The organism is Paenibacillus sp. CMM36, from assembly GCF_053570945.1.
In genome coordinates, this window is sequence record NZ_JBSEDY010000006.1 from 63,868 (window position 1) to 87,363 (window position 23,496).

Annotated in this window: 19 protein-coding genes and 3 pseudogenes; 16 read left to right on the plus strand and 6 right to left on the minus strand. The window is 43.6% G+C overall.

The window, feature by feature from the left end:
* Positions 1-4: 4 nt before the first annotated feature.
* From ACWA2B_RS14130 to ACWA2B_RS14165, 8 genes and pseudogenes are all read left to right on the plus strand, one after another.
* Positions 5-1,486: a sugar ABC transporter ATP-binding protein gene (locus tag ACWA2B_RS14130; RefSeq protein WP_449292311.1), complete on the plus strand. Its 1,482-nt coding sequence runs from the start codon at positions 5-7 to the stop codon at positions 1,484-1,486.
* Between the two features lies 1 nt (position 1,487).
* Positions 1,488-2,456 (plus strand): ABC transporter permease subunit, encoded by a 969-nt coding sequence (locus ACWA2B_RS14135; protein WP_013310465.1) that lies wholly within the window; start codon positions 1,488-1,490, stop codon positions 2,454-2,456.
* A 34-nt stretch (positions 2,457-2,490) separates the two neighbouring features.
* A complete protein-coding gene (gene rbsB, locus ACWA2B_RS14140) occupies positions 2,491-3,411 on the plus strand; it encodes a ribose ABC transporter substrate-binding protein RbsB (RefSeq protein WP_165146578.1) in 921 nt (306 codons plus the stop codon).
* A 221-nt stretch (positions 3,412-3,632) separates the two neighbouring features.
* The gene (locus ACWA2B_RS14145) at positions 3,633-4,640 is read left to right on the plus strand and encodes an ABC transporter substrate-binding protein (RefSeq protein WP_165146575.1); all 1,008 of its coding nucleotides are present in this window, start codon (positions 3,633-3,635) and stop codon (positions 4,638-4,640) included.
* Between the two features lie 37 nt (positions 4,641-4,677).
* Positions 4,678-6,392, plus strand: a pseudogene (locus ACWA2B_RS14150) (ABC transporter ATP-binding protein).
* Between the two features lie 37 nt (positions 6,393-6,429).
* A complete protein-coding gene (locus ACWA2B_RS14155) occupies positions 6,430-7,410 on the plus strand; it encodes an ABC transporter substrate-binding protein (RefSeq protein WP_322252711.1) in 981 nt (326 codons plus the stop codon).
* 224 nt (positions 7,411-7,634) lie between these two features.
* Entirely contained in the window at positions 7,635-8,699 is a 1,065-nt protein-coding gene (locus ACWA2B_RS14160; RefSeq protein WP_103049184.1) for a FecCD family ABC transporter permease, read from the plus strand.
* Position 8,700: 1 nt separating this feature from the next.
* Positions 8,701-9,747 carry a FecCD family ABC transporter permease gene (locus ACWA2B_RS14165; protein WP_069011774.1) on the plus strand — a complete coding sequence of 349 codons (1,047 nt, stop codon included), beginning with the start codon at positions 8,701-8,703 and terminating at the stop codon, positions 9,745-9,747.
* Between the two features lie 116 nt (positions 9,748-9,863).
* Here ACWA2B_RS14165 and ACWA2B_RS14170 read toward each other — a convergent pair whose 3' ends face one another.
* The gene (locus ACWA2B_RS14170; RefSeq protein WP_007432475.1) at positions 9,864-10,031 is read right to left on the minus strand and encodes a hypothetical protein; all 168 of its coding nucleotides are present in this window, start codon (positions 10,029-10,031) and stop codon (positions 9,864-9,866) included.
* Between the two features lie 298 nt (positions 10,032-10,329).
* Here ACWA2B_RS14170 and ACWA2B_RS14175 point away from each other — a divergent pair.
* A pseudogene (locus ACWA2B_RS14175) lies at positions 10,330-10,452 on the plus strand (type I methionyl aminopeptidase); the annotation flags it as partial.
* A gap of 300 nt (positions 10,453-10,752) precedes the next feature.
* Positions 10,753-11,709: a tyrosine-type recombinase/integrase gene (locus ACWA2B_RS14180; RefSeq protein WP_029517491.1), complete on the plus strand. Its 957-nt coding sequence runs from the start codon at positions 10,753-10,755 to the stop codon at positions 11,707-11,709.
* A gap of 149 nt (positions 11,710-11,858) precedes the next feature.
* On the opposite strand, the gene ACWA2B_RS14185 is transcribed toward ACWA2B_RS14180, so the two are convergent.
* The 3 genes from ACWA2B_RS14185 to ACWA2B_RS14195 all read right to left on the minus strand — a co-directional run bounded on the left by ACWA2B_RS14185 (position 11,859) and on the right by ACWA2B_RS14195 (position 14,746).
* On the minus strand, positions 11,859-12,194 hold the full coding sequence (locus ACWA2B_RS14185) for a DinB family protein (RefSeq protein ID WP_449292362.1): 336 nt from the start codon (positions 12,192-12,194) through the stop codon (positions 11,859-11,861).
* On the minus strand, positions 12,188-12,313 hold the full coding sequence (locus ACWA2B_RS14190) for a hypothetical protein (RefSeq protein WP_449292312.1): 126 nt from the start codon (positions 12,311-12,313) through the stop codon (positions 12,188-12,190). Before ACWA2B_RS14190 ends, ACWA2B_RS14185 begins: the two co-directional genes overlap by 7 nt.
* A gap of 471 nt (positions 12,314-12,784) precedes the next feature.
* On the minus strand, positions 12,785-14,746 hold the full coding sequence (locus ACWA2B_RS14195; protein WP_342434194.1) for an endonuclease MutS2: 1,962 nt from the start codon (positions 14,744-14,746) through the stop codon (positions 12,785-12,787).
* Between the two features lie 613 nt (positions 14,747-15,359).
* Between ACWA2B_RS14195 and ACWA2B_RS14200 the strand changes: the two are divergent.
* Positions 15,360-15,578: pseudogene (locus tag ACWA2B_RS14200) on the plus strand (ABC transporter ATP-binding protein); the annotation flags it as partial.
* Between the two features lie 83 nt (positions 15,579-15,661).
* Here the strand turns inward: ACWA2B_RS14200 and ACWA2B_RS14205 are convergent.
* Complete coding sequence (locus ACWA2B_RS14205) at positions 15,662-16,879, minus strand: MFS transporter (RefSeq protein ID WP_449292313.1); 1,218 nt, start codon at positions 16,877-16,879, stop codon at positions 15,662-15,664.
* Between the two features lie 389 nt (positions 16,880-17,268).
* On the opposite strand from ACWA2B_RS14205, the gene ACWA2B_RS14210 reads away from it, so the two are divergent.
* Positions 17,269-18,372 (plus strand): DUF3900 domain-containing protein, encoded by a 1,104-nt coding sequence (locus ACWA2B_RS14210; protein ID WP_069011777.1) that lies wholly within the window; start codon positions 17,269-17,271, stop codon positions 18,370-18,372.
* Between the two features lie 118 nt (positions 18,373-18,490).
* On the opposite strand, the gene ACWA2B_RS14215 is transcribed toward ACWA2B_RS14210, so the two are convergent.
* Entirely contained in the window at positions 18,491-19,420 is a 930-nt protein-coding gene (locus ACWA2B_RS14215; protein ID WP_069011779.1) for an L-lactate dehydrogenase, read from the minus strand.
* Between the two features lie 232 nt (positions 19,421-19,652).
* On the opposite strand from ACWA2B_RS14215, the gene ACWA2B_RS14220 reads away from it, so the two are divergent.
* From ACWA2B_RS14220 to ACWA2B_RS14235, 4 genes are all read left to right on the plus strand, one after another.
* A complete protein-coding gene (locus tag ACWA2B_RS14220) occupies positions 19,653-21,044 on the plus strand; it encodes an amino acid permease (protein WP_069011782.1) in 1,392 nt (463 codons plus the stop codon).
* Positions 21,045-21,206: 162 nt separating this feature from the next.
* Positions 21,207-22,457: a WD40/YVTN/BNR-like repeat-containing protein gene (locus ACWA2B_RS14225; protein ID WP_340932307.1), complete on the plus strand. Its 1,251-nt coding sequence runs from the start codon at positions 21,207-21,209 to the stop codon at positions 22,455-22,457.
* A 153-nt stretch (positions 22,458-22,610) separates the two neighbouring features.
* Positions 22,611-22,793, plus strand: a complete 183-nt coding sequence (locus ACWA2B_RS14230) for a hypothetical protein (RefSeq protein WP_029517499.1) — start codon at positions 22,611-22,613, stop codon at positions 22,791-22,793.
* Between the two features lie 188 nt (positions 22,794-22,981).
* A complete protein-coding gene (locus ACWA2B_RS14235; RefSeq protein ID WP_013371386.1) occupies positions 22,982-23,377 on the plus strand; it encodes a DUF2500 domain-containing protein in 396 nt (131 codons plus the stop codon).
* Positions 23,378-23,496: the final 119 nt, after the last annotated feature.

Genomic DNA, 23,496 nt, shown 5'->3' on the forward strand with positions numbered 1-23,496 from the left:
CAGCATGCAGATTCAAATGAAAGGAATTCACAAAGCCTTTGGAACCAATCAGGTACTGAGTGGTGTTCACTTTGATCTTCGTGAAGGAGAAGTACATGCCCTCATGGGTGAAAATGGTGCAGGCAAATCAACGCTGATGAATATTCTAATCGGACTGCATCGGCGAGATGAGGGAACGATCATCATTGACGGCCAGGAAACCTATTTTGCTGACCCCAAAGAAGCGGAGCAAAAAGGAATTGCTTTTATTCATCAGGAACTGAATGTGTGGCCGGAGATGACTGTGCTGGAAAATCTGTTTATCGGCAAGGAAATGACATCCAAGTGGGGCTTACTAGATAGCTCCAAAATGAAAGCGCTAGCAAATGAACAATTCAGCAAGCTTTCGGTAAACCTTCCATTGAACGGTGAAGCAGGCGAGTGTTCAGTGGGTCAACAGCAGATGATTGAAATTGCCAAAGCACTCATGACAGATGCTAAAGTTATCGTGATGGATGAGCCGACAGCCGCCTTAACCGAACGGGAAATTCAGAAGCTATTCGAGGTTATTACTTCCTTGAAAAAAGTTGGTGTTTCGATTGTGTATATTTCACATCGGATGGAGGAAATATTCACGATCTGTGATCGGATTACCATCATGCGTGATGGGAAAACGGTGGATACTCAGGCGATTCCCGATACGAATTTTGATGAGGTTGTACGGAAAATGGTAGGTAGAGAGCTGACTGAACGCTACCCGGTAAGAACGCCTGCTTTGGGAGAAGTGATGCTGGAGGTCAAAAATGCTTCGCATAAAGGGTTGTTTGAAAATGTGAATTTCACTGTACGATCTGGGGAAATTGTAGGTTTTTCAGGCTTGATGGGCTCGGGACGGACCGAGATCATGCGTGCGTTATTTGGACTGGATGCTTTGGATCGTGGTGAGATTCATGTGCGTGGAAAAAAGGTGTCTATTCGTAAACCGGATGATGCAGTGAAACTAGGGATTGGCTTCATTACAGAAGACCGAAAAGATGAGGGTTTGGTGCTGGATTTTTCTATCCGGGAAAATATGGTACTGCCGAATCTGTTCAGTTTTACTTCAAAAGGATTTATTTCAGGTAAAAAAGAGGTAGATTTTGTTAACACTTTAATTAAGCGCTTACAAATCAAAACCCAATCGGGCGAAACAACGGTTCGCAGTTTGTCAGGTGGTAACCAGCAAAAAGTGGTTATTGCCAAATGGGTAGGTATTGGTCCGAATGTACTTATCCTTGACGAACCGACGAGAGGTGTGGATGTGGGAGCCAAGCGGGAAATTTACCAGTTGATGAACGAGTTGACCGAACGTGGAGTCGCGATTATCATGGTATCCTCGGAACTCCCTGAGGTACTCGGCATGAGCGATCGTATTGTCGTAGTGCACGAGGGAAAGATCAGCGGAGAGCTGAGCAGGGAAGAAGCCACACAAGAAAATATTATGACGCTAGCTACAGGAGGACAGTAATATGACAACTATGAATGAATCAAAAAGCAGCAAAGGCTTTCAAATGTCACAAATCACACAGAAGCTTGGCCCATTGTTGGGGCTCATTATTTTGGTAATCATTGTATCGGTCTTAAATCCCAGCTTTTTGGAACCGCTTAATATTTTGAATTTATTGCGCCAGGTATCCATTAATGCGTTGATTGCGTTCGGTATGACCTTCGTTATTCTCACAGGCGGAATTGATTTGTCAGTCGGCTCCATATTAGCACTATCCAGTGCGTTTGTCGCAAATATGATGCTGGCCGGGTTCGATCCTATTTTGGCGATTATCATCGGTTGTGCATTGGGTGGCGTGATGGGGATGGTCAACGGCTTGATGATTACGAAAGGTAAAATGGCACCGTTTATTGCTACACTAGCAACCATGACTATTTTCAGAGGATTGACACTCGTTTATACCAACGGTAACCCTATTACAGGACTCGGAGACAGTCTGGTATTTCAATTGTTCGGACGTGGCTATCAGTTCGGTATTCCGGTTCCAGCGATTACGATGCTCATTACCTTTGCTGTTCTATGGATCATTTTGCATAAAACACCATTCGGACGCAAAACGTATGCCATTGGTGGTAACGAGAAGGCTTCAATTGTATCTGGTATTAAAGTACCGCGTGTAAAAATCTGGATTTATTCTCTGGCTGGAATGCTTTCCGCGTTGGCGGGAGCTATCTTGACTTCACGTTTGAACTCGGCGCAACCTACAGCAGGTACTTCTTATGAATTGGACGCCATTGCGGCTGTCGTATTAGGTGGAACAAGCCTCTCGGGAGGACGCGGACGAATCGTAGGTACATTAATTGGTGTGCTTATCATCGGTACGCTAAACAATGGCTTGAACTTGCTGGGGGTTAACTCATTTTATCAAATGGTGGTAAAAGGGATCGTCATCGCTATTGCTGTATTGATTGACCGTAAAAAATCCGCATAATACACCTAATCTGCGTAGAAGGAGACACATAAATATGAAAAAGCTTACATTAATCATGACTGCCTTGCTGCTCCTGCTCATGACAGGGTGTTCCTTGGAACCGCCCGAGTGGGCGAAACCTAAAACGGCTGCAAACCTGAAGGACATTAAAATCGGCTTATCGATCTCAACGCTGAATAATCCATTCTTCGTTTCTCTCAAAGACGGAGTTGTGACAGAGGCCAAAAAACAAGGAATGCAGGTTATTGTTGTGGATGCACAAAATGATTCGGCGAAACAAAGTAATGACGTGGATGATCTGATTCAACAGGGAGTAAACGCGTTACTTATAAATCCGACAGATTCGTCGGCCATCTCCACAGTGGTACAATCAGCGAATGCATTGAACATCCCGGTGATTACACTGGACCGTTCTGCTGACAAAGGAGACGTAAAAGCACTTGTCGCTTCAGACAACGTAGAGGGAGGACGAATGGCTGCCAGATATGTGATTGATCAAGTTGGAAAAGGTGCCAAGGTGATTGAGCTGGAAGGTGTTCCAGGAGCATCCGCTACCCGTGAACGCGGAAAAGGATTTCATGAAGTAGCAGATAAGGATCTGAAAGTCATAGCTAAACAATCGGCCGATTTTGATCGGACGAAAGGTTTGAACGTGATGGAAAATCTGCTGCAAGGCAACCCGGACGTTCAGGCAGTATTTGCCCACAATGATGAAATGGCGTTGGGTGCGATCGAAGCAATCCAAAGCTCAGGTAAAAACATTCCAGTCATCGGTTTTGACGGTAACGAGGATGCGCTTAAGTCAATTAAGGAAGGGAAACTGACAGCCACCGTAGCTCAGCAACCCGAGCTTATTGGTCAATTGGCGGTGCAGGCAGCCAAGGATGTACTTCAAGGTAAAACCGTGAAAACATCCATTCCCGCTAAGCTGGAGTTAGTGGATCAATCGAAATAAAAAGGGCGCTTGACCCAACATATTAAGCTATTCGGACTGATGCTGTAATGCGCATCAGTTCTTTTTTTTTGGCTATTCTACGATGACGATACATACACATAAATGGAAGTTTTTTATTTTTGTATTGTAAGAAGAGACGGTAAAAGATAGAATAACAATTATATGATAATGAGAATCACTATCATATTATGAATTGTATATATCTAAGGAGGACGTATATTGTGCAACAAAGATACAGATTAAAATGGGAATCCACGCTTTGTCTTGTGGTTCTTTTGATGGTTGTATTGAGTGCATGTGGAAACGCAGCTAGCAACAACCAGACAAATGACAAGACCAGCACTAATGATCCTTCCGGACAATCCAAAACGGTTGTCATGCGCGAATATACTGATGCTACTGGTAATAAGATCAGTATCCCTGCAAATCCACAGCGAGTTGTCACGACACAATATTTGGATGCTATGCTGGCCTTGGGAGTTAAGCCTGCAGGTGCTGCTTCCCACTTGTTGGAAGGCGACTATTTAAAAGGTAAGATTGACGGAGTTGCGAATATTGGGAACCCGACAAATGTAGAAAAGGTGCTGGAGTTACAACCGGACCTGATCATCACAACAGAATATACCACGCCAGAAGTGAAGGAGCAGCTGGAGAAAATTGCTCCAACCGTGGTCGTTTCGTTTGGAGATGGCGACTTATTTGAGCAACTGCGGAATGTCGCAGCCGTGCTGGGTAAGGAGAAGGAAGCCGAGCAGTGGATCGCTAGTTTCAACAAAAAGGCTGAAGAAGGTCGAAAGAAGCTGGCTGGAAAATTCAAAAAAGATGAAACGGTTACGATTTATATGGCCTACGATAAGAATGTGTTAAGGGTATACGGAGCGCGGAATGTAGGACATGTTATTTACCGTTCACTGGAATTGAATCCTCCTGAGTACATACGCCAGAAGCTGGCGAAGGACCCGAGATTTAATTATGTTTATGATGTTATTTCAATGGAAAAGCTGCCTGAACTATCAGGAGACCGAATTATTATGCTGGTTTATGATGAAGCGAGCAAGGACGGAATGCTTAAGCAAATTGAACAAAGTGCACTGTGGAGAAATCTTCCGGCTGTCAAGAACCACAAAGTGTATTTCATCAAAGCAGATCCGTGGTTTACGTACTCACCGCTAGCCGTTGACCAATCGCTGGATGAGGCCGTTAAAATGTTTTCCGTTGATCCGAAGTGATCAGTTCAATTGAAATTAGAAAGGAGAAGTCATGACTATGCTTAGACGATTTTTTGAATACTACCGTCCTTACCGGACTTTGTTCATCATTGATTTCTCTTGTGCCTTGCTGGCAGCACTGCTGGAGTTAGCTTTTCCGCTTGCAGTCAACCGGGTGGTCGATGATTTGCTACCCAGCGGGAACTGGAAATGGATTTTATATGCCTGTCTAGCTCTACTCGGTATTTATGTCATAAGTGCTGCGCTGAATTACGTAGTTACCTATTGGGGGCACAAGCTGGGTATTAACATCGAATCGGACATGCGTAAAAAGCTATTTGATCGGGTACAAAAGCAATCTTTTCGCTTTTTTGACAATAACAAAACAGGGCATCTCGTTTCCCGTATGACCAACGACCTGATGGATATTGGGGAAATTGCCCACCACGGACCCGAAGATTTGTTCATCGCGTTGATGACACTTGGGGGAGCCTTTGGTATCATGCTCAGCATTAACTGGAAGCTGGCTGTACTGACTTTCATCATTGTACCCCTCATGATTTACTTGTCTCTTTATTTCAGCCGTAAAATGTCTGCTGCTTTCCATCGTATGTTTTCTGATATTGCGGATTATAACGCTCGCATTGAAAATAATGTCAGCGGGATTCGCGTTGTTCAAGCGTTCTCCAACGAAGCACATGAAATGGAACGTTTTGCTGAGAATAATGGACGTTTTCGTAAAACGAAGCTGATCGCGTACCGGATTATGGCCTGGAATTCCTCGATTAGTTTTATACTAATGAAGCTGGTTTCATTGTTTGTGCTTGTGTGTGGAACATGGTTTGTTATCGAAGGACAGATGACCTACGGGGAATTTATCGCATTTGTGATGCTGTCTAATGTATTCCTGGGGCCAATTAAACAAATTAATTCTGTCATCGAAACGTATCCGAAAGGGATTGCCGGCTTCCGACGGTACCTGGATTTGCTGGAAAGTGAATCGGATGTAGAAGATCTGCCTGGGGCCAAGGCGGTTAGCCATCTTAATGGAGATATTCAATTTGCAGGTGTAACGTTTGGTTACGAAAACAAAGATAAGGTATTACGCAAAGTAGACCTATCTATCCATGCAGGTGAAACCGTAGCACTTGTAGGTCCTTCAGGAGCAGGTAAAACGACACTTTGCAGTTTGTTGCCTCGCTTCTATGATGTCGAGGAAGGTAGCATTACCATTGATGGGATGGATATCCGTGAAATGAAGCTGGATTCGCTGCGATCCATGATTGGTATCGTACAGCAGGATGTATTTCTCTTTGATGGAACGATTCGTGAAAATATTGCTTACGGTAAGCTTGATGCTTCGGAAGAAGAATTTGGGATGCTGCTCGTCGAGCTCAGATTGAAGACCTTGTTCGCTCATATCCGGATGGTCTGGATACAATGATCGGTGAGCGAGGTGTAAAGCTCTCCGGTGGTCAAAAGCAACGTTTGTCTATTGCCCGGATGTTCCTTAAAAATCCGCCTATTCTCATTTTAGATGAAGCGACATCAGCATTGGATACAGAGACAGAAGCCGCGATTCAGCAGGCGCTGACAGAGCTTTCCCAAGGTCGCACGACACTCGTTATCGCCCATCGTCTGGCAACAATCAAAAATGCTGACCGCATTATCGTAGTTGCAGATCAAGGAATTGCCGAGCAAGGCAGACATGAAGAGTTATTGGCAGTAAAAGGAGCGTATAGTCGCCTGCACCAAGCTCAATATGGAACGTAAATAGGCCGATATGACACCGTAAATAGAGAGAGGAAGATTGGGCTTGACAAAGAAAATGTGGATTGTGATGATGCTTCTGTCAGTCATTTTAGTTCTTACCGCCTGTAGTGGAAACGTGAAGCAACCGGATGAAAAGCAGAATCAAACTTCTAGTGAACAAAAGTCAGAGGAAATGAAAACAGTCAAAACGATTCATGGAGATATTAAGATTCCGGTTCACCCTCAGCGGATTGTAGTAGATATGTACCAGAATGATTTACTAGCACTAGGGATTAAACCTGTGGGAAGTGTTAAATATTATCTGGATAATCCGTTTTCGAAGGAGCTTGTGCAGGGCATTGCAAGCATTGGAGATCGCGGCAGCGTATCCATTGAAACAGTATTGACTCTGGAGCCTGACTTGATTCTAATTGGTTCCAAAGATGCTTCTGAATATGAAAAATATAGTAAAATTGCTCCGACCATCGTCATTCCTTATGGAACGTATAAAAATGTGCATGAGGAACTGACAGCTTTTGGTGAGCTACTTGGAAAAGAACAGGAAGCCAAAACATGGCTTGCCCAATACGATCAGCGGATGCAGGCTGCACGTGACAAGCTAAAGGGTATTATTCAGCCTGAGGATACGTTCACCGTAATGGAAGCTTCGGATAAAGAATACTATGTATATGGTGATAATTTTGGCAGAGGAGGACAGGCCGTATACAGAGGACTCAATTTGACACCTCCGCCGCTTGTCCAAAAAGAATTATTAGGTGAGACTCAATGGAAGTCGGTGTCAAAAGAAGTCATTAATCAATATGCAGGCTCTTATATCTTTCTGACGGTTAACAAGGATTTGAGGGGTTACAAAGGAGACAGCATATGGAAATCACTAAATGCGGTCCGGCAAGGTAAGGTTTTTGAGCTTCAGGAGGATCGATATTGGTACTTCGACCCGATTGCCATTGTAGGACAAGCTGAGGAAATCGCAGATATGATCGTCCAGCGGAATAAAGAGAACGCCGCACAGAAGTAGTCGTTTCGGTGTTGTTCGCAGCCCTTTGGTATTTATGCCGAAGGGCTTTATTTTTTCACAATAGGGTAGAGCATTAGGCACTCCTCGAAATTTGCTATTGAAGCTATTGCCACATTAATTTACAATAGTAAAGATTGCGTGATAATAATTCTCATTATCAACATCATCTTCAACACAGTTCGTGATAGCTACATACTATTCAACAGTAAGGGTGAACAATAGTTATGAAATTATCAGAATCATCAGATGGCCCCGCTCAAAGTAAACATAACCAGTCGCCGACTCAATTCCACTCGCGACCTTGGGCGGCTACGCTTATCCTGACAGTTGGGCTTGGACTTTTAGCGTTCGGTATCGCGCTATCCCTATCTTTTGGTGCAGCCTCTATTAGGCTAGAAGAGGTATGGAACGCTGTTTTTCATTTTAAACCCGAGCTGCAAAACCATCAAATTATTTGGGAAATCCGTCTACCTCGAATTCTGGGTGGGGTTTTAATCGGTGTTTGCTTTGCCGTTGCAGGTGCAATTATGCAAGGAATGACTCGAAATCCACTTGCTGACTCGGGCTTGCTTGGACTGAACTCGGGAGCCAGCTTGGCGATGGCGATTTGCTTTGCACTTTTTCCGGGTTCTTCTTTTTTACAATTAATGTTGTATTCCTTCGTTGGTGCAGCTCTGGCTGTTGTGATGGTATATGGTACAAGTTCTATATCCAAATCAGGTCTCACGCCAGTTCGTCTTGTATTGGCGGGTGCAGCTGTCACGGCATTGCTGTCTGCCTTAGGTGATGCGATCAGTTTGTACTTTAATGTTGGACAGGATTTGGCTTTTTGGTATGCCGGAGGGCTTAGTGGAACCAAGTGGGTTCAGCTCGGTATAGTTTTGCCTTGGGTTGTGGCAGCTTTTATCGGCGCTCTCATGTTGTCGCGCTCCATTACGCTGCTTAGTCTGGGAGACGAAATTGCATTGAGTCTTGGTCAGCGAACTGGGGTGGTAAAGGTAGTCGGGATGATTCTTGTTCTGATTCTGGCGGGTGCAGCGGTGTCATTGGTTGGCTCTATAGGTTTTGTGGGATTGATTATTCCCCATATAACCCGCAAGCTGGTTGGCGTCGATTATCGCTGGATTATTCCGTGCTCGGCCATTATGGGAGCTTTACTCATTGTGTTTGCCGACCTGGCAGCCCGTATGATTAATGCGCCTGAGGAGACACCAGTGGGTGTACTTATTGCCTTAATTGGGGTTCCGTTCTTCCTTTATCTGGCACGTAAGGAAAGGAGGGCACTGTAAAATGAATAACGTTACGAATGGGGCTATTGCCAAAGCTAGTCATCGTAAAAAAATCCATGATTGGATGGTTGTTGTCATTCTGCTCATATTGCTCATTGCTGCGTTCACCATAAGTGCAAATACGGGAACCATCCGACTTTCGCCAATGGAGCTATTTAGAACCTTGTTTGGGCAAGGGACTCCACAGCAGGAATTAATCCTATTTGAATTCCGATTGCCACGAATGGTTATTTCCCTTCTAATCGGTGCAGGCCTCGCTGTTTCTGGCTGCATTATGCAGGGAGTTTCGCGTAACGGTCTAGCGGACCCTGGTATTCTGGGGATTAATGCGGGCGCCGGGCTGATGGTCATGCTGTTTGTATTGCTTTTTCCATCTATGCAAACTACGAATTCATTGTTTTTACTTCCCGCTCTTGCGCTGATTGGATCAGGAGCAGCTGCTATTCTGATCTACGCGCTTTCTTACAAGAAAGGCGAAGGAATTTCCCCAACAAGGCTACTGCTGAGCGGGATTGGTGTAGCGGCGGGTATCAGTGCTGCGATGATCATTATGACTCTTAAGCTGACACCTGAAAGCTACACGTTTGTAGCTAATTGGTTAGCAGGAAGCATCTGGGGCTCAAACTGGAAATTCGTAATGGCTCTGTTGCCTTGGCTGATTGTATTACTTCCTTTTGTATACTACAAAGCAAATGTGATGAATGTGCTTAATCTGGGGGATCAGACCGCATCGGGGTTGGGTACACCTATCGAAAAGGAACGTATTCTCCTTCTGGCTGCTGCGGTTGGATTGGCCAGTTCTAGTGTTTCGGTTAGTGGCGGTATCGGCTTTGTCGGTTTGGTGGCTCCACATTTGGCGAGAAAGCTGGTGGGCCCGAAGCATAAAATGTTGCTGGTAACCTGTGCTTTAGTCGGAGCACTCCTGGTACTTGTAGCGGATACGATCACACGATCTTTACCTTTACAGAAAGAAATTCCGACAGGTTTGATTGTAGCCATTCTTGGTGCGCCATACTTCTTATATCTGCTGAGTCGCTCCAAAGGGTAACATCCGAAAGAGTACTACCTGTCAATTAAAGGCTACACACAACAAATAACCTTCAACACCACTAAGGAGAAGTGGGGCTGAAGGTTATTTTTTCATTTGATTAGCAGCCTTTCATCTCAACGGGAAGTATTCAAGGCATGAGAGGTTTGATGCAGCTCTCTGATCATTTTATGCAACGTGTAATTTTCCTGACGTGTCACGCCGTGTTGATTTTCCTGAACCAGCAATTGATGGATGTTTCGTTTTAGAATTTCACTTCGACGTTCCAGCATTTCGGTACTCATAAATAAATGAACACTCCCTTTGTCATGAATAAACCTACATTTTTGAAATGAGCATAGGTCGAATATAAGGTTGCCTTTCGACTTCTTTAAGTATATCGTGCTGAATGATCAAGGGAAAACGGAGCTAGACTGCAAATTACTTTTTCTCATCATCCATGCCGTGTCGACAGCGACTCACCCCATGAGTTCTTAGATATACTTCCTGATGCTGGCGATAACAAGGGATTAGGGGCAATTAACTTAATGTATATAATTTGACTGTCTCATGTTTTCTGATTTAAAGGCTATCATGGGGAGTTGGGGTTCTTGTGTGGAACATGACGGTTGGACAGCTCGAATAATAGATCATTCGATTTGTGTTCAATATGAACATACAGTTGCGATAACAGAGGATGGTCCTCAAATTCTGACACTGCTATAAAGTAGTAGTGCCTTTCTGGTTACTGGCGAACAAAATTATAACGAATATGAACCGCATTTATGCGTTTTTTTAATGCTAAATGCTTTCGCTCGGCTGCTAAATAAGGGGGAAAACGCTCTATTTACCCTTGAAAAGCGTTTAAAAAACAGCGTATAATATAAATTATACGCTGTTTAGGTTTAAAACGACTTTTGGAATCTCTCCTGCGTAAGATGTCGATTGAATTGTCGATAAAAATCAGACGAAAATGATCGTTTTACAGTATATTTCGGAATATGAACTGAATTGGAGGCGAGCGGGATGAAAAAAGAGTTGCGACATGTGGAGCTCGATACAACAGAAGAAATTGATGAAATATATACTGAGGAGCTGGAAGCTTTTTTGATTTGGATGAAGGATGCTGGATATACGATACATACGCAAAAAAATTATATAGGGGATGTGAAGCAGTTTTTACGCACGTTGCGTGATAAACCACTCGATCAGGTGAAGAAGATTCATGTTATGTCGTATTTGTCTAAAGCGCGGGAAGGAGGCGCCGGAGATAGTACGCGGAACCGGAAGCATGCAGCGGTGAACAGTTTTTTTAAAGCGCTACAGGAATTTGAGTTATGCAGCACAAATCCGGCAGCGGGAATTAAAAAAGCAAAGACTGAAAAGAATCGTATGCCCGTCTATCTGGATGAAAAGGATATTCATCCGTTTTTGCTTGCGGTGGAAGGGAAATATGCAAATCGTAATATGGCAATTTTTCTGCTGATGGTCTACATGGGATTGCGGGTGGGGGAGGTTCACTCATTGAATGTCTCGGATTACAGTCGAGAAAGACGTACCTTAGATGTGTTCGGTAAAGGACGTAAGTGGCGTACTCTCCCGGTACCGGAAGCCGTGTGTGATTTTGTGGAGCATGCGTTGGAGGAAAGATTGACGCCGTGGAGAGGTAAAGAGGATGCGATGTTTGTATCCCAAAAAGGTCGCCGTCTGGCAGTGCGCACCATTCAACAGATCGCTACAGAAACGTTCGAAAGATTCCAGCAAGATAAGAGTATAGAACGCCGGGAGGCTTATTCCAGCCATAAGCTGAGACATACATTTGCGACAATGCTATTGCGTAAGGGAGCAGATCTGCGTACCGTACAGGAGCTGCTAGGGCATTCATCCATTCAGACAACCACAGTATACACACATGTCACTGATCGGGAAAAAGAAAAAGCAATGGATAAGCTGGATATTCAGATACCAATATCAGGATTATAAGTACAGCGTGAAAGTTGAGATTAAATGAAAATGAGTTTACATAATAATAATTATGTAAACTCATTGGGCAGAATTACATCCTGACTTGAAAATCACATCAACGGCATTAGGTCATTACAATCATGAACGTAGTATTCTTTTTCATAGCGTTAGTCTTGTTTTTGATTGATTTGTTCCAAATGATGCCGCAAATGCTGAATATAATCGTCAACTAGCCACTGTAATGTTTCGGTGGAGTGGTCATCTTTTTGAAATCTTTTCTTAGAATCGAATGATGTACATGAGTTTAAAACATTTATGATTTGCTTATTCAATAGTTTCCATAGATGTATGACATCCACGTAAGAGAACACTTCCTGATACTGATTAGCTGCCACCCATTCATTTTGCGCATACGATTCAATTTTGATAGGGGATGTTGAATGCTTAATCATGATAAATCTTCGATGATTATTAGAAGCGGAGTCGCATAGATGTCCTAGTATTTCTTTTTTGGACCATTTCTCCGAGAACGGTTTGGCATTAAATTCATGTTCTGTGATCGAAAAAATTCTTTTTCATAATCCTCGATGATTCTCGCCAGTTCTTCAACAGCATTCTTCAATAGACTAGCCTCCTTATTTTAATGATCGTCTTATGATTAGCATTAGAATAATTCAAAATAAGCTGGAAAGCAATGGTGAATTAAAGGTTAGTATGATATTGCCTTGACGAAAGCTAACACAAATTTATTTAAAGAAATAAATTTGAACCTGGTACTATGGTAGTTAATTTAAATGAGGGCGTTCTCATGAAAGAAGAACATCCCTATCAATTTTTTGAATCCTACAAATCTAAGCATAAGATGCCTTTGTATCCTAACGTTAGAATGATAACAAAAGTGATTATTCGATGAGTGCCGGATTGAGTAATACAAATAAGAGGGAAACCGTTTAGTTTACATAATATATATTATGTTTTTCGTTGTGGTAGAATCTGCAAGTGGATCGCTCTTGTTAAGTGTCCGCTTGCAGATTCAAGTTTCACTGACAATATAAAAATAGCTTATTTTTCAGTTGAGAATATACCGGTGCGTCTATATTTCATTTTCTGGGGGAGATTCGATCATCACTCCTTCGACATGCTTGCGTCTCAGCAGTTTCCGTTTTTTGCGGTTTTCCTTGGTTTCTAAAACAATATCCAGATCATAGTCGTCAGGATACAGTTCAGTAGCAGCGATGTGAAGGACGAGCCTCTTTTTGTTAATGCTCAGTTTTTGTCCTTGGATCAAAATTCCGACATTCCCCCGTTCATCCTCAGTTTTGTATACAATTCCAGTTCGATCCAGGTAGCCTACATAAACACTATCACCAAGGGCAAATGGCTTGGTTTTGAGAGGAAGTTCTTGTTTCCTCCGTTTTGTGGCTGTATCGTCAAAAGCCGCTTTTTTAGGAAGAGACTTATTTGCATCATCAGACATTTCATCATCAACACAAGGGGGAATAACAAACGATTCCTGTGTATTTTGAGATGCTCTGCCCGCAGAAATGGCCTCGGAACGCTCGATAATACGTGTCCACATGCCCAGCTTCAGGGCAATTGCATATGCGTAGCTTTCTCCGGCCTCTCCAATGCGAAGTCGGTACAAAGGCTGTAGCGTTTCGGTATCAAACTCCATACGAGCATTCTGAAATCCCGGTGTATTTTCAGCAAAATGCTTAATTTCGCTAAAGTGCGTTGTAGCCACTACTGTCGCCCGGCGACGATGGAATTCTTCTAGCAACGCGATAGAGAGACCTACTCCTTCTCCCGGATCGGTGCCGGATGCCATTTCATCAATCAGGATCAGAGTAGAGTTGCCTGTTGTCTCTAATATGCTAATCATGTTGCGGATGTGTGCAGAAAAGGTGCTCAAAGCATGTTCAATGCTTTGTCCATCCCCGATGTCTACCACAATTTCCTCGAATACAGCCATTCGGCTGCCATGCAAAACAGGTACCAGTAGCCCAGATTGCACCATTAGTGTTAAAAGACCGACGCTTTTGAGGGCCATCGTTTTTCCGCCTGTGTTCGGTCCGGTGATGATGAGTGAGGAATATCCTTCGCCAATTGAGAAATCAAGCGGTACCATGGTATTGGACATCAACGGGTGACGTGCACCTTGGATGTCTATAATCCCGTTAAGGTTAAGTTCGACAGGGATAGCATCCAGAGTCATGGCGTATTTGGCTTTTGCCAATAAAAAATCCAATACACCTACTGTCTCTGTATTGATGCTTAGTTCCCGGTTGTATGACTCAGCCATTGCCGTCAGGTCTCCCAGCACTTTCATTTCTTCTTTTGATTCTTCTGCCATGTTCGCGCTCTGATCAAATTGCAGATTCGTAATCTCGGCAGGTTCAACGTAAACCGTTTGACCACTTCCTGATTCATCCAGTACATTACCTTTCACTTGTTTACGGAATTCTTTTTTGATTGGAAGCACGTAACGGCCATTGCGCTGACTAATCATATTTTCTTGCATAATGGATCGGTGACGGCTGGTGAGAGAGTCAAGTTTTCTCTTGATACGTTCTTCAGTAACCGCAATTTTTTTGCGAATTTTAGCTAGTTCTTTACTGGCCATATCCGTCACACGTCCCGAATGAATACATCTTTCGATTTCGGATAAAAGTGGCTCCATGCTATACATGGAAGATGCATAAGCGCTGACGGTTGGAGCAGCGTCCGCCTTGGAATGCATATATTTTATCAGTTGATTACAGCTTCGAATGAATTGAGCCATATGAGAAAAATCACGCTCGCTGAACATATACCCGGTTCCGAGCAGTTGAAGAATGTGCTCCATACCTTCCAACGAAGGAACAGGAACGCTTGCTCCGTGGCGAATGATCTGTAACGCTTCGTTCGTTTCGTCAAGACGAATCTTAATGGTACGGATATCAGTAATTGGCCGCATAGTAGCAGCGTGACGCTTACCCAGGTAAGAAAAAGCACATTCAGAAACTCTTGTTTTAATTTGATCATATTCCAAACGCAGCATTGTAGTTTCGTTCATGAATAAATCTCTCCTTTGGTTGTGTGGTGTAAGGATTTAGAAAACCTTGCTGTTAAAATAAAAAAGGGCGGAGAATGAACAAAACGTTCATTCTCCGCCCTTAAGGAAAGAGGGAATTTATCTTCAAATAAGCCTGTTATTCAGCTTTTGTAGTTCCGAGTTCCGTGTTTCCAATTCATTCACGCAATAGTTCTTTGCTAAGCTATTGGGATCGTGAAAGGAAGACGTTTAAAGGGAAGTTACAAAATCTGAAAACAAAAAAACCGCGCTGAACACAGCACGGAATAGGGCCTAGATGAAGATAATCCCGAAGGCGATCTATGATATCCGCATGTTCTTAACTAATATCAGGGTAACAACACGGCAACAAACAAACCTGTCCCCGAAGGGTACAAGCGCCTGATGATACTCCCTGAATATGCAATTGCTTAGTTAAGAACGTTCACCGACATCAAAATCTCTCCCTTAATTGAAGATATAACCATACTATACGATTGGACAGGCGTTGAAGTCAAGTCCGACTTCTTTAATTCGCTGCAATGGTGTTCATTAGATTAACATAATATATATTATGTATACTCGATATCTAATAAAGTTTTGTTATCTATTAAATGATAATGAGAAGGATATTCAACAGGCTATTAACCGCCTTGTCCAAGGTAGAACGGTCATCGCTATTGCTCATTGCCTCAAAACGATACAAAACGTAGACCGTATTGTAGGATTGGACAAAGGAATGGTCGTGGAGCAGGGACAACATGATGAGCTGTTGGATGATAACGGCCTGGATGCACGATTGTGGAAAAGACAGCATGAAGGAAGAGAGTCATAATCCGTCTGAAATTATGATACAAACATTAAGAAACCGCCCCGGAGGATGGCATATCACCTCTCCAGGGGCGGCTTCTTGTGCTGCTATTCAGAATCATCGGCTATGACAGCTTGTACAGGCCGCCTGTCACGAAGCAATGCTAACAACAGCGTCGCTCCGACCAAAAACAAGCCGGCGCTCACGGTATATACGGTGTTCAGGGAGGATTCGTGTTTGAGTGTTCCGCCAATACTCATACCGACGACCATCATCCCGGAGAACAGGGGAGAGAGGGCACCACCGACGCGGCCGATAAAAGCAGCTTCGGCGTTTTTCATCATCATTGTGTTGATACCGATATGAATGCAAGGATAAAATAGGCCGCTAAAAACTTGTAGTGCCATGGTCAGCACAATATTGTGCGACCATCCGACTCCAAATGTTGTCAGTGTGCTGACCAAAAGTCCGACCACCAGCAGTAATTGCGGCTGTACTTTTTTGGCAACCCCCATAATCAGACCGCCTCCCACCAGCATAGCCGCTCCGTTCGCCATTAATGGCCATTGCAGGAATTCCTTGTTTTGTCCAAGGTTCTCGATGGCGATAAAAACCATTAATGGTTGAATAAGTCCGACTGCTAGCCCAATTACGGTGAATGTTCCCCCAAGCGTGCGAAGTGTGCGGTTATTCCATACATAACGTATTCCTTCTTTAAGCTCTTGAATGAAATGAGGGGGTTGATCATCTATCTCAAGTGCTTGTTCATCTTGTGGAATACGAGTCAGGACAAGCGCCGAGATGAGAAACAATATTCCGGTTATAGACATTGAAATGAAAATTCCAAAGTATTGATAAATAGATGTACCGATAACGGGGCCGATAACCATAAATAATGCCATGAGAGATTGAAAAAGGGCCATCACTCCCTGAAGCTGTTCTGGTGCTACATGCTGCTTAAATATCTTCATCGCAGACGGCTGAGAAAATTGAGATAGAATGGCCGAAAAGAAAGTGGGCAGCAAAAGCACCTGCCATGACCCGTACCATAATGCCAACAAGACAATAAAAATAGAGGCAGCGGACAGCAAATCGCAACTAATCATGGTCCGTTTGGGCCGCCAACGGTCCGCGAATGTTCCTCCAATGATAGCGAACAGAAAAATAGGCATGAATTCAGCAACTGAAATGAGCGACACGTATACGGGATCATTATGAGTCAAATCTGTTACATACAACAGTATGGCAAAGTTGCGCACCCAAATGCCCAAATTTAGCAGCGCATTGGAGGCGATTATGGTCCTTATATATGGATTATTAAACAACTACAAACTCTCCTTTCCTTTTCCAGGGTACAAGATCCTTGAGATGTCATTTTAAATAAACAAAAAATATTTTTGTCTATGTAATAATAGATAATATAATAAATTAACTACTATTTAGTCAAATGTTTTTTGAATCATGAAGAAAGTAGAGCATAGAAAATAAAGAGGTCAATGATCGTTAAGAACGTGAAATAGAATAGTAGTAAAAGTACTCACTTTAAACTTGTGAATTAGGAATGATATCTAACCGAAAAATTAATTTACATAATAAATATTATGTTAACTAAAAATATTTATCTTAATAATAGGCGGCTGAATCCGATGTACCTTTTAAAATCATAGTGATATAATTACGCGTACATGCCTGAAAAGGAGCGAATGGAACGTAAATGAACTTTCAAGTGGATTTTTTATCTTTTTTTGTAATTCAGGTAGATGGAAAAGAAGGACAGGGTGGTAAGTCCTATAAGCATTACGCTACGATGGACGACTACGATTATGACGAAAGCGATGTTAAAAAATTTCTGGACGGGGAATTTACTCGTATTAGCAAGCGGAAGGTTGAAAAAAATCCCAGCACAGAGCAGGCACCGACCAAAATCGGCCGCTTTATCGTCGAACCGGAGCATGAATTGAGCAGTAATCCGAATTTTAATATGTTCGCCCGACTGCGGGCAGCAGAGGATAAGGAAGATTTTAAAAATGCTTGTGACGATCTGGTGCGGATGTATCTGGATACGAGCGCAGTACGCGGCGGAGCGCTGATCATTGTACAGGCAACCTTGAATACACACTCGGATGATCCGTTTATTTTTGTGCTTAAATGTGATTTCGAGCCTAAAATTGCCAGAATTACTGAAAGCAGTCTGGTGAGTGAGGTCGAAATGGCTATTTCTGCCCGTAATATGAAATCCATCATGTATCCTTACATGCTTGAGGAGGGGATGAACGATGAGTGGGAGCTTAAAATTCACCAGTCTTCGCATGCCCGGTATTTTGAAGATTTTTTGAAATTCGTGACCTATGAGCAATCCATGCCGGAAATCGTCAATGAGCATGTCATGGGCTTCGTTCAGAATTACGTAGAAACCAAATGGCCGGATGCATCTAATGAGGAAAGACAGCAGGAAGAGCGCGATCTGGAATTGTGGGCGGCGAGCGAAAAGCGGGATCTGCAAGGGAAATGGGAACCCCTTCAAGTCGTAGAGGCTGCACAGCATATTGTCGAGCTGAAACCAGAGATTGAAGTGCGTTTCAAACTAGATGATACGGCCGTGCGTGGGCTACTGTCCGACTTTGGCGCCAAGCTGCATATCACGAAACTTCATGATCGATATGCACTTATTATTGAAGGTGACGCATTTACGTTTGAAAAGGGATTTTCACCGATTGAGCTGCTTCAACCTGAATCGTTTGAAACGGTGGCTGAGCGGCTAAAAGAGAAACGTCAGCATGAAAATGAGTATGTGGATGGCGATACGCCACCTTGGTAATTTGAATGCATAACAGGACGACAAACTGAACTTTTACATTATAACGACTAAAAAACTGGCCTCTCAACGGATATTACCGCTGTGGAGGCCAGTTTTGTTTAGCTTTTATGTTCCCGATCTACACATGAACTTTGCTAATTTGATCTTTCAGCTTGTCCGCAGATTGAAGCAACTTTGCACGTTCCTCGTCATTGAGCGGAAGATCCAAAATTTCACGTACTCCATTGTGATCTACGATACTTGGAACGCCTAAATATACGTCAGATACTCCGTTATAATTTTCCAGCAAGGTGGACACATTAAGTACCGACCCCTCGTCTCCGAGAATGGCGGCTACAATTCGGTCGAGAGCCAGCCCGATAGCATAAGAAGTTGCGCCTTTAGCATCTATAATTTCATAGGCAGCATTCTTGGTATTTTCAAAAATTTCATTTTTCGTTTCTTCACCCAGTTCAAGCGGAGTTCCAGCAACGTTGGCTGTGCTCCATACAGGTAACTCGGAGTCACCGTGTTCTCCAATAATATGAGCGTGGATGCTTCGTGGATCGATGCCCTTTTGCTTCCCGATCAAATAGCGGAAGCGTGCGCTGTCCAGCAACGTTCCTGATCCAATGACTCTACTTGAAGGCCAACCACTGCGTTTCCAAGAGATGTAGGAGAGAATGTCCACTGGATTGGTTGCGATCAGCAAAATGCCGTGTGTATTGACCTTGACAATATTATCAATAATACTTTCAAAAATTTCGGCATTACGCTTCAGCAAATCAATGCGCGTTTCTCCCGGCTTTTGTGAAGCGCCTGCTGTAACAATAATGATATCTGCATCACGGCAGTCTTCATAATCACCCGCCCACACTTTGACACCACCGAGAAAGGGAAGCCCATGATTCATATCGAGCATTTCCCCCTTCGCCTTTTTGACGTTGACATCAATAAAGACAAGTTCTGACATGCGTTGGCGCAGTAGTAGGGTATAGCCGGTTGTTGTGCCAACCGCTCCCATGCCGACAATGGCCACTCTACTTCGTTTGTAAGGTTTTAAGCTCATAAAATCCTCATCTCCTTCTCGGGTTGTATACCTTTTCATTTTGGGGTATTACTTAAAAATTTATCTTTCCAACTTAGTGTACCGTATATATTTACCCACCGCAAAGAAATATGACATTTTTCCTTGACTTCAAAGGCGAGCTCGCTAATAATTAATCGAATGATAAGAACACGCACTAAAGCGTTGCAGCACCGATATTGACGTATGAAATTATGGAAAGAGGATTCGGCATATGGACTTATTTCGAAAAAAAACAGGACTGCTCCCGCATGAGGAAAGCGGATCTACAGGTCACTTAAAGAGAACAATGGGTGCCTTTGATCTCACCATGCTAGGTGTAGGATGTATTATCGGTACCGGGATTTTTGTTATTACTGGCAAGGCAGCAGCAGAAAATGCAGGTCCTGGATTGATGCTCTCCTTTGTTATTGCAGGTATTGCCTGCGTACTAGCAGCCTTATGTTATGCGGAGCTATCATCTACAGTTCCCGCAGCTGGGAGCGCTTATGCGTATAGTTATATTGTATTTGGAGAAATTTTGGCCTGGGTACTGGGTTGGGACCTGATTCTGGAATATGGAGTGGCGGCCGCCTCTGTGAGTAGTGGATGGTCTGCATACTTTCAAGGCTTGCTGGCTGGATTTGATATACATTTACCGCTGGCTTTAACCGCAGCCTTCGATTCGACCAAGGGAACCATTATTGATCTACCAGCCGTGTGCATCATTATGCTCATCACACTGTTACTGAGTCTCGGAGCCAAGGAGACGGTTCGATTCAATTTAATAATGGTTTGTGTTAAAGTCGGAGTTGTATTGCTATTTATTGCAATCGGTATCTTTTATGTTAAGCCTGACAACTGGACACCATTTTTGCCTTATGGATTTTCTGGTGTTTTGAGTGCTGCGGCAATCGTATTTTTTGCTTATCTGGGTTTCGATGCCATCTCAACTGCAGCCGAAGAAGTTCGCAATCCGCAGCGGAATATGCCCATCGGCATTATTTCTTCTCTTGCGATCTGCACGGTATTGTACATTGCCGTTTCAGTTGTGCTAACGGGAATGGTACCTTATACGCAGTTGGGGGTAAGTGATCCTGTTGCGTTTGCCCTCCGTTTTATTCATCAGGATTTCGTAGCCGGATTGATTTCAGTCGGAGCGATTGCGGGGATGACCACCGTTTTACTGGTGCTGTTGTTTGGTCAAACACGGTTGATTTTCTCCATGTCACGTGATGGTCTTTTACCCGTTTTTTTATCTAAAATAAATGCCAAAACTCAAACACCGATTCGAAGCACTTGGCTGGTAGGTAGTATTATCGCATTGGCTAGTGGATTGTTCCCGTTACATGCACTGACCAATTTGACGAGTATTGGAACCCTGTTCGCTTTTGCTGTGGTATCGGTAGGGGTTATCGTTCTGCGCAAGAAACGCCCTGATTTGAAAAGAGGCTTTACTGTGCCGTGGGTTCCGTTGCTCCCGCTTTTAAGTGCGTTGGTTTGCATCGGTCTGATGCTTCAGCTTCATATTAGCACCTGGATTGGATTCATTGTGTGGCTCCTGCTTGGATTGCTGATCTATTTCTTCTATGGATACCACAAAAGTTTGTTGAACCGTAAATCCTAATAAATTTTAGTATAAAAAGCCGGCATCCTGCACTTTTGTGAAGGGGCCGGTTTTTTTTGTCATTACGCGAAATGTGTCACATAGAGGCGTTTATGGTATAATTCTGTTTCAGATAAGCTTTTGGCACGTGATTACAGCATGCCATCGAGGGAGGATTTTTATATGAAACTGCGCTGGCGTGCGCTCTTGGGGGGAGTACTACTGCTGATAGGTATTCTGCTGACTGCCTGTTCTGCTGAAGCCCCAGAAACGTTAACAAAACCTCCGATTGAGGAACCTGATGATCAGGGTCAGACGATTACTATTAATCCACCAGTGACTCCAAAGGTGGGCGATCCCAACGCCAAATATGTAGTTCAGACGCGAATAGCGGATTTTCATTTGATTGATAATAATAAAGGGTTAGTTTGGGGAGTTACCCATAATGAGCTCCGACTTTATGATACTCATGATGGCGGAAAGACATGGAATAATATTTCCCCCTCCGAAAACGTCCAATTTCAAGACAAACTTGAATATGGAAAGGACATCAGTTTCACTGATTCGCGTCACGGTTGGGTTGTCCGCCAAAATTTGGACAAAACAGCAACCGTCATTCTGAGAACAGCAGATGGAGGACAGAGCTGGGATGTTTCAGCGCTTCCAAGCGGGGATCATGTGAGCTCGATCCAATATGTAAATCCAACTACTGGCTGGATCATGGCATATGTAAAACTGAATGAGCAGGATCAACAAAAACTGTTGTATCACACCACTGACGGTGGAGCCACGTGGAATAAAGTTGCGCAAAGTTCTGGTATGACATCCAACAAATCAGGCTCAGGTTTACCCGATCGGGGCAGTCTGGCCGGGATGAGCTTTTCTTCCAACAAGCAGGGATTTGTAGCGATCAATCTAGATAACAGTGTTAAGTTGTACAAGACTTTGAATCAAGGGAAAACCTGGACGCCGGTAGCTAACAGAATTCAGGGCTGCCCTCAGGCCAAAGCAGAAGCCCAGCAGTCTCTGAAAGGGAGCAGTACCTCGTATTGGATTCCAGTTCTTTGCTCTGGGGTTAACGGCACAAAATATAATGGACTGTTTACAAATGATACAGGGGCCCAATGGAGCGATGTATCTTTGGGTCTGAGTAGCAACATTAATTCTATTATCCCTGACCGTACGTTTCTAAACGAAAAGGAAGGGTGGATCATAACCGAAACCGGATTGACCCGTACATTGGATGGGGGGAAGACGTGGACAAGTCTCACAGGCAACAAAGTGCTACCCTTGAAGCTAAAAGACTACCCACGATCGGTCAAGCTCCGTTTCGCCTCTTCTTCGGTGGGTTGGCTGCTTCTGGAACGCCTTGATGACAAGAAGTCACTGCTGCTGAAAACGACGGACGGCGGTGCGAACTGGAGAATTTTATAATCGCTATAAAGGTGATTGCCCTGGGGTATTTTTCTCAGGGCGTTTTATTTTTAAAAAATTTAAATTTTATACGACTATATGTGAAAAAAATCACAAACTAACGAATAAGCCGCTGTTATACTAAACCTGTAAACAACGATAGGAGTGATAATCATGAGAGCGAATCAGGATCATATGTTAACCCAATACTACCTACAATTTTGTTATACTTGCCAGGATGCCTATGGTTGCACGACTGAAGAGGACTGCAAGCAGTGTGCAGAGCGTTACGCTGAAGACGAAGATCATGAAGCTCTGGATGAAACACAACGTTATCTCCAGCTTGTACATGTGTAAATCAATGAATCATTCTGATATCGCCATATCTTGAGCCTCCCGGATTATTCCGTGGGGGCTCTTGGCGTTCTTGAGGGTTGCTATCAAATTTGGGCAGGAACATACATATACTGTTATGGAAAGCTTAGGTGAGGTCAGGATGCCCGGTCGTTTCCCTGTGGAATGCCTGGCGGAGAGGAGTGCGGTGCATGGGTTTTGAATCATTATGGATGTTCGATTGGCTGGGCACGGTACTGCCCGTATTTTTCGTTGTCGTGTTGGGTATTGTCGTGTTGTCTGCAGGCAGGGAAGTCATGGAATGGAGTCGGAATAAAAGGCAGCCTGTACTGACGGTCGGTTCCCGAATTACGGCCAGAAGGACACATCTCCAACAGAGGCGGCAGGAGGAACAAGGGACTCGCACCTATACTTTCTATTACGTAACCTTCGAAGTGGAAAGTGGCGACCGGATGGAGTTTAAGGTATCTGGGGAAGAATATGGTCAATGCGCTGAAGGGGATGAGGGACGGCTTACTTTTCAGGGTACAAGGTATATCGGGTTTCAGCGTCTTAATCGCTATAGCTTGGAACAGGTTAAAATGTAGAATTCAGTCTAATTATTTTTGGATTCATTTACAGCCTTCTGTAAGAAACCAGGGTAGGGGGCTGTAGATGTTTCTTGTTCAGCACATTTTGGTACATATATACTAGAACAGAGTAGTTC

Coding starts and splice junctions, on each gene's coding strand:
- ACWA2B_RS14130 (WP_449292311.1), top strand. CDS start 5: ATGCAGATTCAAATGAAAGGAATTCACAAAGCCTTTGGAACCAATCAG.
- ACWA2B_RS14135 (WP_013310465.1), top strand. CDS start 1,488: ATGACAACTATGAATGAATCAAAAAGCAGCAAAGGCTTTCAAATGTCA.
- rbsB (WP_165146578.1), top strand. CDS start 2,491: ATGAAAAAGCTTACATTAATCATGACTGCCTTGCTGCTCCTGCTCATG.
- ACWA2B_RS14160 (WP_103049184.1), top strand. CDS start 7,635: ATGAAATTATCAGAATCATCAGATGGCCCCGCTCAAAGTAAACATAAC.
- ACWA2B_RS14165 (WP_069011774.1), top strand. CDS start 8,701: ATGAATAACGTTACGAATGGGGCTATTGCCAAAGCTAGTCATCGTAAA.
- ACWA2B_RS14170 (WP_007432475.1), bottom strand. CDS start 10,031: ATGAGTACCGAAATGCTGGAACGTCGAAGTGAAATTCTAAAACGAAAC.
- ACWA2B_RS14180 (WP_029517491.1), top strand. CDS start 10,753: ATGAAAAAAGAGTTGCGACATGTGGAGCTCGATACAACAGAAGAAATT.
- ACWA2B_RS14195 (WP_342434194.1), bottom strand. CDS start 14,746: ATGAACGAAACTACAATGCTGCGTTTGGAATATGATCAAATTAAAACA.
- ACWA2B_RS14210 (WP_069011777.1), top strand. CDS start 17,269: ATGAACTTTCAAGTGGATTTTTTATCTTTTTTTGTAATTCAGGTAGAT.
- ACWA2B_RS14215 (WP_069011779.1), bottom strand. CDS start 19,420: ATGAGCTTAAAACCTTACAAACGAAGTAGAGTGGCCATTGTCGGCATG.
- ACWA2B_RS14220 (WP_069011782.1), top strand. CDS start 19,653: ATGGACTTATTTCGAAAAAAAACAGGACTGCTCCCGCATGAGGAAAGC.
- ACWA2B_RS14225 (WP_340932307.1), top strand. CDS start 21,207: ATGAAACTGCGCTGGCGTGCGCTCTTGGGGGGAGTACTACTGCTGATA.
- ACWA2B_RS14230 (WP_029517499.1), top strand. CDS start 22,611: ATGAGAGCGAATCAGGATCATATGTTAACCCAATACTACCTACAATTT.
- ACWA2B_RS14235 (WP_013371386.1), top strand. CDS start 22,982: ATGGGTTTTGAATCATTATGGATGTTCGATTGGCTGGGCACGGTACTG.